This is a genomic window from Martinezella sp. CNPSo 3957 (genome assembly GCF_057784395.1).
Map to the genome: position 1 here is coordinate 309,062 of NZ_JBXSOU010000004.1, position 17,892 is coordinate 326,953.

Annotated in this window: 18 protein-coding genes; 3 read left to right on the forward strand and 15 right to left on the reverse strand. The window is 60.9% G+C overall.

What is annotated here, in order from left to right:
* Positions 1-23 precede the first annotated feature (23 nt).
* Complete coding sequence (locus AC13QE_RS12815; RefSeq protein WP_488483952.1) at positions 24-1,121, forward strand: glycosyltransferase family 4 protein; 1,098 nt, start codon at positions 24-26, stop codon at positions 1,119-1,121.
* On the forward strand, positions 1,111-1,857 hold the full coding sequence (locus tag AC13QE_RS12820) for a polysaccharide deacetylase family protein (protein WP_488483953.1): 747 nt from the start codon (positions 1,111-1,113) through the stop codon (positions 1,855-1,857). Before AC13QE_RS12815 ends, AC13QE_RS12820 begins: the two co-directional genes overlap by 11 nt.
* A gap of 12 nt (positions 1,858-1,869) precedes the next feature.
* On the opposite strand, the gene AC13QE_RS12825 is transcribed toward AC13QE_RS12820, so the two are convergent.
* From AC13QE_RS12825 to pcaD, 15 genes are all read right to left on the reverse strand, one after another.
* Complete coding sequence (locus AC13QE_RS12825) at positions 1,870-2,307, reverse strand: VOC family protein (protein ID WP_488483954.1); 438 nt, start codon at positions 2,305-2,307, stop codon at positions 1,870-1,872.
* Between the two features lie 79 nt (positions 2,308-2,386).
* Entirely contained in the window at positions 2,387-3,217 is an 831-nt protein-coding gene (locus tag AC13QE_RS12830) for an MBL fold metallo-hydrolase (RefSeq protein WP_488483955.1), read from the reverse strand.
* Positions 3,218-3,519: 302 nt separating this feature from the next.
* Entirely contained in the window at positions 3,520-4,047 is a 528-nt protein-coding gene (locus tag AC13QE_RS12835; protein ID WP_112335858.1) for a winged helix DNA-binding protein, read from the reverse strand.
* An 84-nt stretch (positions 4,048-4,131) separates the two neighbouring features.
* Entirely contained in the window at positions 4,132-7,758 is a 3,627-nt protein-coding gene (locus AC13QE_RS12840; protein WP_488484099.1) for a hydantoinase B/oxoprolinase family protein, read from the reverse strand.
* A gap of 136 nt (positions 7,759-7,894) precedes the next feature.
* Entirely contained in the window at positions 7,895-8,287 is a 393-nt protein-coding gene (locus tag AC13QE_RS12845) for a GFA family protein (protein WP_488483956.1), read from the reverse strand.
* 136 nt (positions 8,288-8,423) lie between these two features.
* Positions 8,424-9,140 carry an ABC transporter ATP-binding protein gene (locus AC13QE_RS12850; protein WP_488483957.1) on the reverse strand — a complete coding sequence of 239 codons (717 nt, stop codon included), beginning with the start codon at positions 9,138-9,140 and terminating at the stop codon, positions 8,424-8,426.
* Entirely contained in the window at positions 9,121-9,885 is a 765-nt protein-coding gene (locus tag AC13QE_RS12855; protein WP_132719254.1) for an ABC transporter ATP-binding protein, read from the reverse strand. The genes AC13QE_RS12850 and AC13QE_RS12855 overlap by 20 nt, the downstream gene beginning before the upstream one ends.
* Positions 9,882-10,886, reverse strand: coding sequence for a branched-chain amino acid ABC transporter permease (locus AC13QE_RS12860; RefSeq protein WP_488483958.1), 1,005 nt, complete (start codon positions 10,884-10,886; stop codon positions 9,882-9,884). Before AC13QE_RS12860 ends, AC13QE_RS12855 begins: the two co-directional genes overlap by 4 nt.
* 1 nt (position 10,887) lies before the next feature.
* Positions 10,888-11,751, reverse strand: coding sequence for a branched-chain amino acid ABC transporter permease (locus AC13QE_RS12865; protein ID WP_488483959.1), 864 nt, complete (start codon positions 11,749-11,751; stop codon positions 10,888-10,890).
* 91 nt (positions 11,752-11,842) lie between these two features.
* A complete protein-coding gene (locus AC13QE_RS12870) occupies positions 11,843-13,015 on the reverse strand; it encodes an ABC transporter substrate-binding protein (protein WP_488483960.1) in 1,173 nt (390 codons plus the stop codon).
* Positions 13,016-13,160: 145 nt separating this feature from the next.
* Positions 13,161-14,213, reverse strand: a complete 1,053-nt coding sequence (locus tag AC13QE_RS12875) for a 3-carboxy-cis,cis-muconate cycloisomerase (RefSeq protein WP_488483961.1) — start codon at positions 14,211-14,213, stop codon at positions 13,161-13,163.
* Between the two features lie 3 nt (positions 14,214-14,216).
* Complete coding sequence (gene pcaG / locus AC13QE_RS12880) at positions 14,217-14,831, reverse strand: protocatechuate 3,4-dioxygenase subunit alpha (RefSeq protein WP_488483962.1); 615 nt, start codon at positions 14,829-14,831, stop codon at positions 14,217-14,219.
* The gene (gene pcaH, locus AC13QE_RS12885; protein ID WP_132719242.1) at positions 14,831-15,580 is read right to left on the reverse strand and encodes a protocatechuate 3,4-dioxygenase subunit beta; all 750 of its coding nucleotides are present in this window, start codon (positions 15,578-15,580) and stop codon (positions 14,831-14,833) included. The genes pcaG and pcaH overlap by 1 nt, the downstream gene beginning before the upstream one ends.
* A 12-nt stretch (positions 15,581-15,592) precedes the next feature.
* On the reverse strand, positions 15,593-15,997 hold the full coding sequence (pcaC, locus tag AC13QE_RS12890) for a 4-carboxymuconolactone decarboxylase (RefSeq protein ID WP_488483963.1): 405 nt from the start codon (positions 15,995-15,997) through the stop codon (positions 15,593-15,595).
* The gene (gene pcaD / locus AC13QE_RS12895) at positions 15,997-16,803 is read right to left on the reverse strand and encodes a 3-oxoadipate enol-lactonase (RefSeq protein ID WP_488483964.1); all 807 of its coding nucleotides are present in this window, start codon (positions 16,801-16,803) and stop codon (positions 15,997-15,999) included. Before pcaD ends, pcaC begins: the two co-directional genes overlap by 1 nt.
* A 94-nt stretch (positions 16,804-16,897) precedes the next feature.
* Here pcaD and pcaQ point away from each other — a divergent pair, with 94 nt between their 5' ends.
* Positions 16,898-17,824, forward strand: coding sequence for a pca operon transcription factor PcaQ (gene pcaQ / locus AC13QE_RS12900; RefSeq protein WP_488484100.1), 927 nt, complete (start codon positions 16,898-16,900; stop codon positions 17,822-17,824).
* Positions 17,825-17,892 lie beyond the last annotated feature (68 nt).

Sequence of the window (17,892 nt, forward strand, 5' to 3'; positions counted from 1 at the left end):
ATCGTCAACCGTGTGACGACATCATGAAAATCGCCTTTTACGCTCCCTTGAAGTCACCTGCCCATCGGGTCCCATCCGGTGACCGGCTGATGGCGCGCCAGATCATCGCAGCATTGAAGATGGCGGGACATCAAGTCGAAGTCGCTTCCGAATTGCGCAGCTTCACGCCCACTCCGGACGCCGGCCCACGCGTGGAGATCGCCCGGCAGGCGAAAAGTGAGGCGGAGCAATTGCTGGAGCAGTGGCGGGATACGGCACCGCCGGATCTATGGTTCACCTATCATCCCTATTACAAGACACCCGATCTCATCGGCCCGTTCGTCGCCAGGAGGCTTAATATCCCCTATGTCACGGCCGAGGCTTCCTACTCCCGCCGTCATGACGAGACCGGCTGGCACGAGAACCAGCGCCTTATTGCCGATGCGGTAAGGCTGGCCGCCGTCAATCTGTGCTTCACCGAGCGCGACCGGATCGGTTTGCTCGATGCAATTCCCGAGAGCCGTTACGAGCGCTTCCCGCCCTTCATCGATACCGCGCCCTTTGCACGCTCCTTCGCCGATCCGCGACGGCTGATTACGGTGGCGATGTTGCGCAGGGGCGACAAGTTCGACAGCTACGCCATGCTGGCAAGTGCGCTCGATCTCATCCGCGATCAGGATTGGACCCTGACCATCATCGGTGATGGGCCGATGCAGGCCGAGGTCAGGTCGTTATTCTCCGCATTTAGCGAAGACCGCATCATCTGGCGCGGAGAGCGCTCTACCGCAGAGATCGCGCAAGAGCTGGCAACCGCCGGTCTCTACGTCTGGCCAGGCTGCAACGAAGCCTATGGCCTAGCCTATCTCGAGGCGCAGGCAGCGGGCCTGCCCGTCGTCGCGCAGGCGACGGCCGGTGTGCCTGAGGTGGTGATGGCGGACAAGACAGGCCTTCTAACAGCGGAGGGCGATATCGAGGCCTACGCCAACGCCATCGCTCGGCTTTTGAACGATCAGAACCTGCGGCAGACCATGGCAGACGCAACCTATGACTTCGTGCATCAGGAGCGTTCACTGCCCGCCGCATCGAAGCGGCTGGAAACCATTCTTCGAAAATATCTGGGAGACACCTATTATGAGCGATAGAGCCGATTGGCAGCCCCTGCGCGACGAGCTGCAGCGATGGAGCGAGGCCGGACGAAAGGTGAAATTCTGGTTCCGCGACGACGACGCCATCGAGCCGACCCCTGCCCTCGACCGGCTTCTATCGCTTGCCAATCGTTTCGACGTGCCGATGGCGCTTGCGATCATTCCGCAACCGACGGGCAAGGCACTCGCCGAACGGCTGGCGGGCGAAAGCCATGTCACCGCCACCGTGCATGGCTGGACCCACCAGAACTATGCGCCTGACGACACCAAGAAGCAGGAACTCGGCCTGCACCGGCCGCAGGCGGCCGTGCTCGACGAGTTGCATCGCGGTTTCGATAAACTCGAAGCTCTTTATGGCAAGCAGTTCGTACCGCTGCTGGTGCCGCCGTGGAACAGGATCGACGATGCGCTGCTGCCGCATCTCGCCCCCTTCGGCTATCGCGCCGTCTCCGTCTTCGGATTGGCAAAACTGGCCCCTGTCGGCTTGATCAACACGCATGTCGATATCATGAGATGGCACGGGGTGCGCGGCGGTCTACCGCATGCCGAAGTGATCGGACGTCTCGTGGAAGAGCTCCGGATCCGCTTCGACGGTCACGACGAACCGATCGGGGTGATGACGCACCATCTCGTCCATGACGATCTCGCTTGGGATTTTGTCGAGACACTGTTCGAAGAAACGGCCGACCATGCCGCCATCGAATGGCGGCCAGTCGGCAACTTCGTATACTAAAGCGCATTGCACTCAGCTGAGTTCCTGGGCAAGCCCGATGAGGAGCCCTTCAGGCCCGCGGATATAGCAGAGGCGATATGCGTTGCCATACTGGACGACTTCGCCGACGAGCTGCGCACCGCGCATGCGGAGCCTTTCAAGGGTGTCGTCGATGTCATCCACGGCAAACATGACACGGAGATAGCCCAAAGCGTTGACCGGGGCGTTGCGATGATCCGCGACGACAGGCGGCGCAAGGAAACGGGAGAGCTCCAGCCGGCTGTGGCCGTCCGGCGTTCGCATCATGGCAATTTCGACGCGCTGATCGCCGAGCCCGGTGATACGCCCGGCCCACTCTCCCTCAATCGTCGCCTGCCCTTCCAGCTCAAGACCAAGCTCGCGAAAGAAATCAATCGTCGCTGCCAGGTCTTCGACGACGATTCCGACATTGTCCATCCGTTTGACGGCCATGCTTGCAACCTCCCGAAAGTCGTTCCAGTCTACGGGGTGTGGCCCGGTCTAACGACGGACGCTTGCCGCCAAACGTATCTCAGAGCTGCAGCGATTGTCCGTCAAAGGCGAAGAACGCTTCAGGGAAGCTCTTCTGCGCATCGTGCTGCATGTCATCCAGTTCGCTGTCGGTGCGGCCGGGCGCATGGTGGAACATGGCAAGCCGCTTGGCACCGGCCTTCTTGGCGAGCTTGATGCCCTCCTGCCATGTAGAATGGCCAAAACCGAGATATTTCTGCATCTCCGTTTCGAGATAGGTCGCGTCGTAGATGGCAAGGTCTGCATCCGCCATCAGCTCAAGCGCGGCCTCGTCGAGTTTGCCTGCCACATGCTCGGTATCATAGACCATGGCGATCACCCGGCCCGCCCATTCGATGCGATAGCCGATACAGCCGCCGGGATGGTTCAGCCTCGTCGTATGGATGACGATGCCCGGATGCGGCTTCAACGTATCGCCGGCGGCGAAATCGCGGAAATTCATCGTCGCACGACAGATGTCGGGTTCAACAGGAAACCACGGCGGCCGCATGAACTGGCCGATCAACTGCCGCGTCGTCGTCTTGCCCGCCAGATGGCCCGACCAGAGATCGACGCTGACGCGCGGATCGTAGATCGCGTTGAAGAAAGGCAGCCCGATGATGTGGTCGTAGTGGGAGTGAGTGAAGAAGAGATCGATATCGCGGACCCCTTCCTTGGCAAGCGAGCCGGCCGCTTCGCGCAAACCCGTTCCGGCGTCGAATAAGATATGCCTGCCCGCATGCCGTAACTCTATGCACGACGTATTACCGCCGTACCGCTCAAATTCCGGTCCCGATACAGGGATGCTTCCCCGCACGCCCCAAAATTTCAGCTCAAAACTATCGTTGTTCATGGAAGTTTTTACACCATTCCCCTTTCGGTCAAAAAAAGCACACTTTTGCTATCGTGCGAAGCCAGCAATTTCTAAAAGTCGCGCAGTGGTAAAAACTGGATCTCATCGGTCGGCCGACATAGATCGTTGAACGGATTGCCGCCAACGGATCGCACAGACCTAATATAGGTATGAAATGGCAGAATAGATAAGAGGCGGGAATTTGCGTGTGACGCCGGCGACCCAAATTATATTAGCGCTCAATGAAAAGCGAACCTTGGGTAGAGCAAAGAAGATTTGGAAGAAACTTGGGCGCCTTTATCTTACAGCGTCGCGGCCGACCGTGCGGCCTGTTCGTAATAGCCGGACAATGCCCTGAGATGCGAGGCGATATCGGAGAGGTCATCTTGCGAGAGACCCGATACTTTCGTCGCCTCGACAAGCAGCCGCTCGCGAATTTCGGTATAGCGCTTCAGCGCGTCCAGGCCCTTGTCGGTGACCCGGATGGTCTTTTCCTTGCCGGCCTTGCCGCTTTTGACAAGACCTGCCGCCTCGAGCTTCTTGATGGCGTAATTGGCGACATGCGTGTCCTCAATGTCGAGGACGAGGCAGAGATCGGCAAGCGTTTTCGGCCGGTCGCGATGCCGCACGGAATGGATGATCAGGATCTCGATCGGCGAAAGGCCAGGCACGCCGGCCGCCGCCATGCAGCGCACCAGCCATCGATTGAAGGCATGCGAAAAGAGGATCGACCCGTATTCCAGCTCCGACAGGGCCGGCGAGCTGCCGCCGGCCAGATGGGCCGACGATACGATCAATTCACGCCGTTCGCTCTTTTCCTCGGACGTCACCTGAAACTCCTTCGAACCCGGATCAAGGCCCTGCAGATCAACAGGCCGAGCGGTCAATTGCCGCTCGGCTCCAACATTAGATTCCTATTCACTCCGCTTTCCGTAGCCACCGCCGGTGGGGGTGACGACGGTAAAGGCCTCGCCCGCTTCGAGCACGGTATGGGCCGAACCGATCAGCTCTTCGACCTTGCCATCGTTGCGGCGGACATAGTTGCGGCCGGTCTGGCCTGCCTCGCCGCCCTTGACGCCGAAGGGCGCTACGCGCCGATGTCCCGACAGGATCGCGAATTCCAGCTTTTCGCGTGTGCGGATGGTGCGCTGCGTGCCGTTGCCGGCATTCCACTTACCGCGTCCGCCAGAATTCGGGCGAATGTGGAAATCTTCCAGCACGACCGGGAAACGCGTCTCAAGGATTTCAGGATCGGTGAGACGCGAGTTGGTCATGTGTGTGTGAACCGCGTCCGCACCATTGAAGCCCGGTCCCGCCGGCGCACCCGAGCAGATCGTCTCGTAATATTGATAGGCGTCGTTGCCGAAGGTCAGATTGTTCATCGTACCCTGGGCAGCGGCGAGCGCCTCGACAGCGCCGAACAGGCAGTTGGTCACGGCCTGGCTGACCTCGACATTGCCGGCGACGACGGCCGCCGGATATTTCGGCGTCAGCATGGTGCCTTCGGGAATGATGATCCGGATCGGCCTCAGGCAGCCGGCATTCATCGGAATATCGGCCTCGACTAGCACGCGGAACACATAGAGCACGGCGGCCCGCGTCACCGGCTGCGGCGCATTGAAATTATCCGGGCGCTGCGCGGATGTGCCGGTGAAATCGACCGTCGCCTCGCGCTTGTCCTTGTCGATCGAGATCTTGACGACGATCTTGCAGCCCTGATCCATTTCATAGCTGAATTCGCCGTCGGACAGACGATCGAGGACGCGGCGCACGCTTTCGGCGGCGTTGTCCTGAACGTGACCCATATAGGCGTCGACGACATCTTCACCGAAGTGAACGATCATCTTCTTCAGCTCGGCGACGCCCTTCTCGTTGGCAGCGACCTGGGCCTTGAGATCGTTGATGTTCTGCGCCAGCGTGCGCACCGGATAACGCGCAGCCGTCAGCAGTTTGGTAAGTTCTGCCTCACAGAATCGGCCGCGATCAAGCAGCTTGAAATTGTCGATATAGACGCCTTCTTCCTCGATATGGGTGGCAAGCGGCGACATCGATCCCGGCGAAATGCCGCCGATATCGGCATGGTGGCCGCGGCTGGCGACCCAGAAGCGGATCTTCTCACCCGCATCGTCGAAGACCGGGGTGCAAACCGTCAGGTCGGGCAGATGCGTGCCGCCATTGTAAGGCGCATTGATCAGGAAGACGTCGCCCGGATGAATGACGGCGTTCTCGCGGATCGCGGTTGCGACGGATGCATCCATAGAGCCCAGATGAACCGGCATATGCGGCGCGTTGGCAACCAGATTGCCTTCCGCATCGAAGACGGCACAGGAGAAATCCAGCCGCTCCTTGATATTGACCGAATAGGCGGTGTTCTGCAGCGTCATGCCCATCTGCTCGGCGATCGACATGAAGAGATTGTTGAAGATTTCCAGCATGACGGGATCGGCCTTGGTGCCGATGGCACTGCGCTCCGGTAGCGCCTTGATGCGCTTGAGGACGATATGATCCTTGACCGTCAGCTGCGCCTGCCAGCCGTCCTCGATGACGATCGTCTGGTTCGGCTCGATGATGATCGCGGGGCCGGTCACGGTCTGGCCGGGCTTGATCGCCTGGCGCAGGACGACGGCCGCATCATGGCTATCGCCGTTCGAGTAGAAGGCGGTGCGCCTTGCCGCTTCAGCTTCACCTTCGGCGCTCGTCTCCAGCTCGACTGCGATATCGGCCGCAGCGCCGCCGATCGTTTCGATCTCGACGGCCTCCACGACCAAAGGCTTGTCCTCGGCAACGAAGCCGAAGCGGCGCTTATGCAGGGCCTCGAACTGACTGCGCAGCCGTGATGGAGCGTCGATTTCCGGGAAGGTCGTCTCGACCGCCAACAAGGTATCGGTGCCGGCATAGCGAATGTGGGCGCGCTGGACCGTCTTGATGTCGGCCGTTGCGACGCCCTGCGCTTCCAGTTCGGGCACGCATTCGCCGCGCAGTTCGCTGCCAAGCGCTGCGATAGCTGCTGGCGCGGCATCATCGAGGGAAACACCCAGCGCCTTTTGACGCGTTGCGCGGATATCGGCAAGCCCCATGCCATAGGCGGAGAGAAGGCCGGACATCGGGTGCAGAAGGATGCTCTTCATCCCAAGCGCATCTGCGACCAGGCAGGCATGTTGCCCACCGGCGCCGCCGAAGCAGTTGAGCGCATAGCGGGTGACGTCGTAGCCGCGCTGCACCGAGATCTTCTTGATTGCCTCGACCATGTTGGCAACCGCGATGCGGATGAAGCCGTCGGCGACGTCTTCCGGGTTGCGGCCATCATCGATTTCGGCTGCGAGCGCTGCGAACTTGGCGCGCACCGTCTCGACGTCGAGCGGCTGATCCTGGTTGGGTCCGAAGATCGAGGGGAAGAATTCCGGCAGAAGCTTGCCGGCCATCACGTTCGCATCGGTGACGGCCAGCGGGCCGCCATTGCGGTAGCAGGCCGGGCCTGGAAAGGCGCCAGCCGAATCTGGACCGACGCGGAAGCGATCGCCATCGAAATGCAGGATCGAGCCACCGCCGGCCGCAACGGTATGGATGAGCATCATCGGCGCACGGACGCGGACGCCGGCCACTTCCGTTTCAAAGGCGCGCTCATATTCGCCGTCGAAATGCGCCACATCCGTCGAGGTGCCGCCCATGTCGAAGCCGATGACATTGGCAAAGCCCGCCTGCTCGCCTGTCTTTGCAAGGCCAACCACGCCGCCAGCCGGACCGGAGAGGATGGCATCCTTGCCCTGGAACATGTCAGCGGCCGTCAATCCGCCTGACGACATCATGAACATGACGCGCGCGCCTGTGCGCTCGACATCGAGTTCATCGCAGACCTGGTGGATGTAACGGCCGAGCACCGGCGAGAGATAGGCGTCGATGACAGCCGTATCGCCGCGGCCGACAAGCTTGATCAGCGGCGAGACCTCATGGCTTACCGAGACCTGTTCGAAGCCGATCGATCGTGCGATCCGCGCTACCGCGGCCTCATGCGCCGGAAATTTATAGGCATGCATGAAGACGATGGCGACGGAGCGATAACCCCTAGCGAGAAGGTCGCGCAGAGCAGTTTCCGCAGCCTTTTCATCCAGAGCCAGTTCGACAGTGCCGTCGGCAAGCACGCGCTCCTCGATCTCGACAACATCTTCGTAAAGCGCTTCCGGCTTTACGATCTCGGTCGCGAAGATCTTCTTGCGCTCCTGGTAGCCGATGCGCAGCGCGTCCCGGAAGCCCTTCGTCGTCACCAGAGCAAGGCGCTCGCCCTTGCGCTCGAGCAGCGCATTGGTGGCAACCGTCGTGCCCATGCGGACCTCACCGATCGCACCTTCAGGAACCGGCTCGCCCTTGCCGAGACCGAGATGCAGGCGGATGCCGTGGACGGCCGCATCGCGATAGGCCTCGGGATTTTCCGAGAGGACCTTGCGGGCGTGAAGAGTGCCAGACGGATCGCGCCCGACGACATCGGTAAAGGTGCCGCCGCGATCGATCCAGAAATCCCAACGACCCGAAATATTCTCCGACAAACCCGCCTCCAGCAGAACGACGTCAACAACGATGATAATATATCGATAAATCGTCAACGTTTTATCGTCAACATGAATCTCGATACCCGTCGCCGTGGACGATTTTTGTCGGCATAACGCTTACGGCGAGCCCGACCTATTCCTCGAAGCGGCCCGTTCCCTCGCGATCGTGATCATATCGTCTTGCTAGCGGAAACGGCGGCAGCCAGGATTCGCGGCGGACGGTCCAGAGTTCGTAGGTCGGCCTCAACTGATCGGGAGCATCGAGAGACCCGAGGTTCACTTCGATTTCGTCCGCGCTTCGTGAGAAAACAGACGAGCCGCAGTGAGGGCAGAAAAATCGGCCGGCATAGTCGCGTGTTTCGCCTTCGATCGTCACCGCATCCTCGGGAAAGATTGCGGAGGCATGGAAAAGCGCGCCATGATGCTTGCGGCAGTCGAGACAATGACAAATGCCGACACGATAGGGGCGCCCCGACGCGACGATCCGCACCTTGCCGCACAGGCAGCCGCCGGTAAATCGGTCCATCTTGCACCTCCTCAGAAACAAGCAGGCGGACTGTCTACGATAAACGGAACAGTCGCCGCAACCGCAGGCGGCTGGTGAAAGCATAGCGTTTCATTATAAGGCCGCACTCCATTGGAATACAGCCGGAGTGGATGCGCTAATGTAGTCCACCGACGCCGAGCAGACGCTCGACCGCACCATGATCCGCAGCCAGAGCCTCGGGCGTCCCCTTCCAGGCAAGCCGACCGCGCTCCAGAATGATGACATCGCTGGCAAAATCGAGCGCGCTCTGGATGCGCTGCTCCACAAGCAGGATCGTCATGTCGCCTGATTTGGCAAGCTTGGCGAAGGCCGTCATCAACTCCTCGCAGATGACGGGCGCCAGCCCCTCCAGCGGCTCGTCGAGAAGCAGGACTGAGGGGCGGCCGAGGATCGTTCGGGCGGTCGACAGCATCTGCTGCTCGCCGCCGGAAAGCTGGCTGCCTAAATTTTTGCGACGCTCCTTCAGGCGCGGGAACATGTCATAGGCTTCCTGCAAAGCGCTCTTCGGCCGTTCCTTCAGCCCAACGGAGAGATTTTCCTCCACCGTCAGCGTCGGAAAAACGTCGCGCGTCTGCGGCACATAGCCGAGGCCCTGATGGGCGCGGCGGGCGCTTGGTAGGCCGGCGATATCGGCCGAGCCCAGCCGGATGCGGCCATCATAGCGCCGGGTCTGCCCGGCGAGCGTGGCAAGCAGCGTGCTCTTGCCCATGCCGTTGCGACCGAGCACGGCAAGCCGGCCGCCGGCCGGCACGGAAAAGGAAACCCCTTCCAGCACCCGCGTCGGCCCGTAGCCGGCCGACAGGTTTTCGACTTCAAGCGGCGTGGCCGGCATTGGCGTAGCTCCCAAGATAGGCTTCGCGCACCCGCGCGTCCTGCGTCACGTCTTTCGGCGAACCATCGAATATGATCGTGCCGGCGGCGAGCACGACCACGCGCTTGGCAAAACGGAAAACGAGGTCCATGTCATGCTCGATCATCAGCACGGCGAGATCTGCCGGCAGATCGGCCAGTGCCTGCTCGATGCGGCCGGTATCGCTCTGCGGCACGCCGGCGGCGGGCTCGTCGAGCAGAAGCACCTTTGGCTTCAAGGCCATGGCGACGGCGATTTCCAGAAGCCGCTGTTGGCCGTAAGCAATCTCGCTGACCTTGCGATGCGCGAGAGATGCGAGACCGAGCGTGCCGAGTAACTCCTCCGTCTCGGCCATGACATCGCGCATGGCGAGGAAATTGCCGAACATGCGACCGGAGCGACCCGTCCGCTGCAGCACCGCCATGCCGACATGCTCGGCCGGAGTCATATCCTGAAACAGCCGCGTCACCTGGAAAGAACGCACCAGCCCGCGCCTGACACGGCCGATGGCATCGACCTTGTTGACGCTCTGACCCCCGATGCGGACCTCGCCGGAATCCGCTTGCAGATTGCCCGTGACGAGATTGACGAAGCTGGTCTTGCCGGCGCCGTTCGGGCCGATCAGAGCGACGCGATCTCCCGGCGCCATCGACAGGCTGACATTGTTCGTCACCGTCAGGCCGCCGAACGCCTTCTTCAGATTGCTGACCTCGAAAATCGCACTCATGCCCGCGCCTCCCGGCGGCGGGCCACATAGGCGGCGGCCGTACCGTAAATACCCTTGGGCGCGAAGAGAACGACGAGGATCAGCAAAGCGCCGACGATCGTCAGCCAATGGAAGGGATTGGCGGCCGAGACGTAATCCTCGAACAGCATGAAGATCAGCGTGCCGACGAGCGCACCGAACAGCGACCCGGTGCCGCCGAGCACGAGCATGACAAGTGCCTCGGCCGATTGCGTGAAGGAGAGGCTGTCGAGGCCCACGACCTGCGTCGAGATCGCATTCAGCGCGCCGCCGATACCGGCAACGGCGCCGGAAATCATGTACATCTTGATCAGCGTCACTTTCGGCGATGCACCCATGGCGCGGATGCGCAAGGGATCCTGCCTGATACCGCGGCAGAGCATGCCGAAGGGAGAACGGACGAGAAAGCGCAAAAGCACGAGTGCGATCAGCAGCAGTGCCACGCCGTAAAGATAGGCCGTATGCCCATAGAGATCGAACTCAAAAACACCGAACAAAGGATCGGCCGATATGCCCGACAATCCATCGCTGCCACCTGTCCAGCTCGATGCCTTGTTGGCGAACTCATGGAAAAGATAGACCAGCGCGATCGACAGCACGAGTTGCGGCAATCCATGCGCTCTCAGGATGACGACGCCACAGATCAGGCCGGCGGTGGCTCCGGCGACGATGCCAGCAAGTGTCATCAGCAAGGGATCGTTGATGCCATAATGGGCCGATGCGATGCCGGCAGCGTAGGCGCCGGCACCGAACAGCGCTGCATGGCCGAGGGTCGCCACGCCGCAATAGCCGGTGACGAGATCGAGCGAGAGGACAAGAAGGGCGATCGCGATCAGCCGCGTGAGAAGAGCGAGGTTGTCCGGAAAAAGCAGGTAGCCGGCGGCAGCCACGACGATGATGACCGCTACCGCGACCAGGTCTTGCCCGAATGTACGATGTCTGGTCACGGTCGGCGCGGCCTCTCTTTCAAGGGTCAAAGCCATGTTACTTCATTCTCCCTGCAAAGCCGCGCGGGAAGACGCAGACAATGGCGATGACGGCCAGATAGAAGAAGAATTCCCCATATTCCGGCATGAGGTAACGGCCAGTCGTATCGATGCAGCCGAGGATGAGGCAGGCGAGAAGCGCGCCGGAAATCGAGCCCGCGCCGCCGACGGAAACGACAACGAGGAACGTTACCATATAGCGCAGGGCATAATAGGGTTCGACCGGTAGCAGCTCAGCACCCACGACCCCACCGAAGGCCGCAAGCCCGACGGCAATGGCGAAGCTGACCGCATAGACCACTTCCGTCCTGACGCCGAGAGCGGCCGCCATTGCTGCATTATCGACCGAAGCGCGCAGCTTCACGCCGAAGGAGGTCTTCTCAATCGTGTACCACAGCGCCAAAGCAACGATGAGGCCGCAGACGATCGCGAAGATGCGATGGGTGCCAATGGTACGGAAGCCAAGGTCGACAGAGCCTTGCAGGCCGCCCGGCAAGGGAACGGTCTTCAAAGTCGGGCCGAAGACGTAGTTGGCAATGCCGATGATGCAGAAGGTGATGCCGATCGTCATCAGAACCTGCGTCAACTCGGGCGCACCATAAATGCGCCGATAGAGCAGCCGTTCGATCGGGATGGAGATGATGACGGTGCCCACCACCGCCAGCAATACGGCGGCAGCATAGCCAAGGCCAAGATCGTGCGCGGCGTAGGAGGCGATATAACCGCCGATCATGGCAAAGGCACCATGGGCCAGATTGACGACGCGCATCAACCCCATCGTGACCGAGAGGCCAATGGAGATGACGAACAGCACCATCCCGTAAGCGAGGGCATCGACTGCTATGCTGAGCACGGTTTGCATTGAAATTGCTGGTCCGGTTGTTGTTGCGCGGCCGCTGTCGTCACACCCCTGATTGGAGGCTTCCGATCAGGGGTTGGAGCTTCAGGAGCGCTTACTTCGCAGCGGCAAGGCCGGGATCGCCCTGCTTCTCGAAGGTCTGGATTTCCTTGTTGTAGTATTTGCCGTCATCGCCCTTGGCGACCTCGCGCAGATAGATGTTCTGCGTGATATGCCGGCTTTCCGCATCGATGGTGACTGGGCCGCGTGGGCTGACCCAAGACAGGCCCTTCACGGCATCAACGGCCTTCTGCGCATCCTGCTTGCCGCCAGTCGCCTCGATCATCTTGTAGATGACATGCATGCCGTCGAAGGCGCCGACGGCCGGGAAGGTCAGCTCGGCAGGATTGCCGATCGCCTTGCCGGCAGCTGCGACGAAGGCCTTGTTTTCGGGCGAGTCATGCGAAATCGAATAGTGGAAGGTCGTCTGCATGCCGAGCGCCGCATCGCCAAGCGCCGGCAGATCGGATTCCTGCGTCAGGTCGCCAGGCGCGAACAGCTTGATGCCGGCCGCCTTCAGACCGTTCTCGTTATAGGCCTTAACGAAGCCGAGCGTCGTCGGGCCGGAGGGCAGGAAGGCGAAGACGCCTTGCGCGCCGGAATCCTTGATCCGCTGCATGATCGGGCTGAAATCATTGGTCGAGAGCGGCATACGGATCGCCTGGACCACCTGACCGCCCTGCTTCTCGAAACCGGCCTTGAAGGCATTTTCGGCATCGACGCCCGGACCGTAATCGCTGACGACGGAGATAACCTTCTTCACGCCGGCATCAAAGGCGACCTTGGCGATCGGCGTCGAGGTCTGCCAGGTGGTGAAGGAGGTGCGCACGACGAGCGGGCTCTTGGTGACGATCGCCGAGGTGGCGGCATTGAAGATCACCATCGGCACATTGGCCTGCTTGAGGATCGGCGTCACCGCCATCGCATCCGGCGTGAAGTAGAAGCCGGCGAGATACTGCACCTTCTCCTTGACGACGAGCTCCTGGGCGAGCGACTTCGATTGGGCGGGATCGGCCGCGGGCAAATCTCGGTAGATCACCTCCACCTCGTCATTGCCGACCTTCTTGCCATTGACAGCCATATAGGCGTCGATGCCGGCCTTGAAATTCTTGCCCTGCAGCGCGAACGGACCGGAAAACGGACCGATGACACCGACCTTGATGGTATCGGCATAGGCAGCGCCGCCAAGGGCAACGGCCGCAATGGCGGCCAAGACAAACCGTTTCATTTTTCTCCTCCCGGCAGCCGTCTTTTTAAGCCGCCCTTGATCATTCAAATTCTGATCATCGCCAATTTCTCATGTGAAATGGTGATGTAAAATGAAATAAAACCTTGCTTCCATACCGTTTCAGTTATGAATGGCGACGAATATCCTACTCGGCTGCCGTTCCCAAGTGCTTGATCGAACCGACCAGCTGCAACGCATGACGCAATGAGGCTGCCGTCGCCACTACCATAGGCGGCAACAGCAGCCATTCCAATGTCCAGGCGGCACCGGAGCGCTCCTGCTCGTGCACGAGCGACTGGTGAATGCCCGAAAGCTGCACCGCATTGAAGCGGGCAAGCGTGACCAGCGTTTCGGCCGCGACGGGGTTCTGCTTGTGCGGCATAGCCGAGGAGCCGCCGCCGCCGGCAAGCTCGATCTCGTCGCCCGCCTGCGCCAGAAGGGCAACATCCTGGCCGATCTTGCCGAGGCTGCCCGAGATCATCGATAAGAGCCCGGCAAGCTCAGCAATGCGCCCTCTCTGGCTTTGCCATTGCGGCTCGTCCGTCAGGCCAAGCGCTTGTGCCAGCGAACTCCTGATTTCCACCGCCTGCGGCCCGAATTTTTCCAGCGTACCCGCCGCCCCACCGAACTGCAGTGGGAAACTCTGCTGCGTCAGCCGATCGCGATATTGATCGAGCGGATGACGCCATGCTTGCAACCGATCGGCGACGGTGATCGCGATCGCCGCCTGCATTCTGGTGTGGCCCATGAGCCTGTTCGATCCGAAACGCTCATCCAACTTGGCGAGCGCGGACGATACGGCAAAGAGGCGGCCGCTCAGGATAAAGGCGACCGCCTTCAGACGCATCATCAAGCTGGTGTCGATGACATCCTGGCTGGTGGCGCCGAAGTGGACATGTTTGCCTGCATCCTCGCCGACCGCCTTGCGCAGTTGCCGAACAAGATCCGGCACGACGACGCCATCCGATGCCGTTGCCGTCTTCAGGCTGGGCAGGTCAGGCTCGAAATCCGTGCAAACCTCCACGATCCGCCCAGCCGCCGCTTGCGGGATCAACCCATGCTGCGCCTCGACCTCGGCAAGTGCCGCTTCGAAGGCCAGCATGGAACGAATATCGGCCTGGGCCGAGAAATAGGCCGCAATCTCCTCGTCACCGAGGAGGCCGGACAGGAACGGGTGATCGAAGGGAGAAACGCTCATGGCCTATATATCGAGGAAAACCGTTTCCTTGTCGCCCTGCAAATGGACATCGAAGGTGTAGACGGAGCCTTCCTTCGCGGCAATCAGCGTCGCGAGGCGATCCCGATGCTCGATGCGCGCCAGCAAGGGATCTTCAGCATTGGCTGCAACCTCTTCCGGAAAATACATCCGCGTGTGCAGGCCGATATTGATCCCGCGCGCAACGATCCAGACGGTGATATGCGGCGCCATCTTGCGGCCGTCCTTGAAGGGAACACGGCCGGGCTTGATGGTTTCGAAGCGGAAAACGCCATCGGTGGAATTGGTCGGGCAGCGGCCCCAGCCGGTGAAATTCGGATCGGCCGTGCCGCGCAGCTCCGATGGGCTATTGTACAATCCGGCGCTGTCCGCCTGCCAGATTTCGAGGACGGCATCCTTGACCGGCGCTCCAGCGCCATCGAGAACCCTGCCCGTCACCGTGATGCGCTCACCAAGCGTCTTGTCATTGACCATGACGGAGCCGAGGTCCGTTTCGTAGACGCCGCCGATTTCGCTGTAATTCGGCGTCAGGCCGATATGGACGTAAGGCCCTGCCGTCTGCGACGGCGTTTCCTTGAGGTAACCGAGATCCTGTACCATCAATTGCCCTCCAGCCGGTTTTCGAACAGGGTCGAACGGCGACCGCGCAGCACGATATCGAATTTATAGGCGCGGGCATCCATCGGGATCGTATTACCCCAGTCGAGCGGCGCAATCAGCTGCTCGATCGCCTGTTTGTCAGGGATCGTGCCGACGATCGGACATTTCCAGATCATCGGGTCGCCCTCGAAATACATTTGCGTGATCAGCCGTTGCGCAAAGCCATGACCGAAGACGGAGAAGTGGATATGGGCCGGGCGCCAGTCATTGACGCCGTTCGGCCATGGATAGGCGCCGGGGCGAATGGTGCGGAAAGCGTAGCGGCCCTCATCATCGGTGATGGCGCGGCCGCAGCCGCCAAAATTCGGGTCGATGGCGGCGAGATAGGTTTCCTTCTTGTGGCGATAACGCCCACCGGCATTGGCCTGCCAGAATTCGAGCAGCACGCCCGGCACCGGCCGGCCGCGTTCGTCGAGCACACGGCCATGCACGATGATCCGTTCACCGATGGCGCTTTCGCCGGGCTTGGCGAAATTATGGATCAGATCGTTGTCGAGCTCGTTCAATATCGAATGGCCGAAGACCGGTCCGGTGATCTCCGAGATCGTGCCGTCGAGCGAGAGCAATGCGCGCTGCGGCGAGCGCAGTACGGAGGTCTTGTAGCCGGGCGAAAATGCCGGCGGATGCCAGGCGCGGTCCCGGGCGAAAAAGGCGCCCGTTTCGGGCTTGCTGTTGCTTCTATCGGACATGTCTGCCTCGTTTCATGCCGCCCGTTCGGCGTCCATCTGTTCGAAAACCTGCTTGGCGATCTTGATCGCATGGTTTGCTGCCGGCACGCCGGCATAGATCGCCACATGCAGAAGCGCCTCGCAGATGTCCTCGCGCGTCGCGCCGGTGTTACGCGTGGCGCGCACGTGCATGGCCACCTCATCATCCTGACCGAGTGCGGCCAGAAGCGCGATCGTCACAATGGAGCGCTCGCGCCGGCTGAGCGTCGGGCGCGACCAGACGTGCCCCCAAGCCGCCTCGGTGATCAGCTCCTGGAAAGGCTGGTCGAACTCCGTCACAGCTTGCTGGGCGCGATCGACATGATCATCGCCGAGCACGGCACGGCGTGTCGCCATGCCCTGCAGATAGCGCTCGGACGGCGCGGTAGGGTCATTCATCAGGCTTGTTCTCCACGCAGGACGACATCGATGAAGGCACGGATGACTTCGGTCAACGCCTCGGGTTGTTCGACGCAGGGAATATGGCCGGCGTCCTTGATGACTTCATAGCGCGCATTCGGAATGAGCTTGGCCGTCGACAGTACCAGTTCCGGCGGGGTCGAGCCGTCCTGATCGCCGACGATGCAAATGGTGGGCACGGCGATCTTGGCCGCGGCTTCGGTCAAATCGGCATCGCGAAGGGCAGCACAAGTGGCGGCGTAACCGGCGACCGGCTGGCGGATCAGCATGTTGCAATAGCCGGCGAAGGCGATGTTTTCCGGACGACGGAAGGCCGGCGTGAACCAGCGCTCCATGATGGAATCGACGATGGATTCAATGCCATGTGCCTCGACCTGCTCGATGCGGGCATTCCAGCTGTCGGCCGTGCCGATCTTCGCAGCGGTATCGCAGAGGATCAGCGCTCTCACCAGATCCGGACGCCGCTGATAGAGCGACTGCGCAATCAGCCCACCAACCGACAGGCCGCAGATAATGGCATTCTTGACTGAAAGGAAATCGAGCAGGCCGGCAAGATCGGTCGCATGATCCTCGATGGAATAGGGCATCTGGCCGAGATCGGAGAGACCATGGCCGCGCTTGTCGTAAAGAACGATGGCGAAATCGCCGGCGAGCCGCACGATCACATCCCGCCAGATCCGGAAATCGGTGCCGAGCGAATTGACAAAGACAAGAACCGGCTTGTCGGCGGGGCCGCCAATAATCTGATAGTGGATCGTGACGTCGTTGATGCGGGCAAACTGCACTGGAAATCTCCTCGACCATGAGATTGGATGTATAATCTGGTTAGGTAAAATGATATTTCTTTGCCCTACGATAACTCCAAGGTTATGAATGAGCATGCTCGACGCGCGCATCAAGTTCCGCCATCTGCAGACCTTTGTCGAGGTTGCGCGTCAGAAAAGCGTGATCAAGGCAGCCGGACTGCTGAATATCAGCCAGCCGGCAGTGACGAAAACGATCCGCGAACTGGAAGAAGCGCTTGGGGTCGCCGTCTTCGAGCGCGATGGGCGCGGCATCCGCATCACCCGCTACGGCGAAGTCTTTCTCCGCCATGCCGGCGCGGCACTCACCGCCCTCAGGCAGGGGCTGGATTCCGTCTCGCAGGAGCGTTCCGGTGAAGCGCCACCGATCCGCGTCGGCGCGCTGCCGACGGTCTCGACGCGGATCATGCCGCGGGCGATGGACCTGTTTCTCAAAGAGGAGACCTGGAGCCGCATCAAGATCGTGACAGGCGAGAATGCCGTGCTTCTGGAGCAATTGCGCGTCGGCGATCTCGATCTGGTCGTCGGCCGATTGGCAAGCCCCGACAAGATGACCGGTTTTTCCTTCGAGCATCTCTATTCCGAACAGGTCGTCTTCGCCGTCCGGGCCGGCCATCCGCTGCTATCCGACAGGCAATCGCTGTTTTCCGATCTCAACCTCTATACGGTCCTGATGCCGACGCGCGGCTCGATCATCCGACCTTTCGTCGAGAGCTTTCTGATAGCCAACGGCGCCGGCGGATTGCCCAACCAGATCGAAACCGTGTCCGACTCCTTCGGCCGCGCCTTCGTGCGCTCCAGCGACGCCATCTGGATCATCTCGGCCGGCGTCGTTGCCGGCGATGTCGATGACGGATTGCTGGCGCTTCTGCCGATCGATACCAGCGAGACGAAGGGACCTGTGGGTTTGACCATGCGCACCGACGCCATTCCAAGCCTGCCCCTGTCCATCCTGATGCAGACGATCCGGGAAGCAGCAAGCGAGGTCGCCAAGAAGTTTTGAGGCGGCTTAGAAAACTGAAAATGCCCCTCACCTCAGCCCTCTCCCCGTTTTGACGGGGAGAGGGGGCG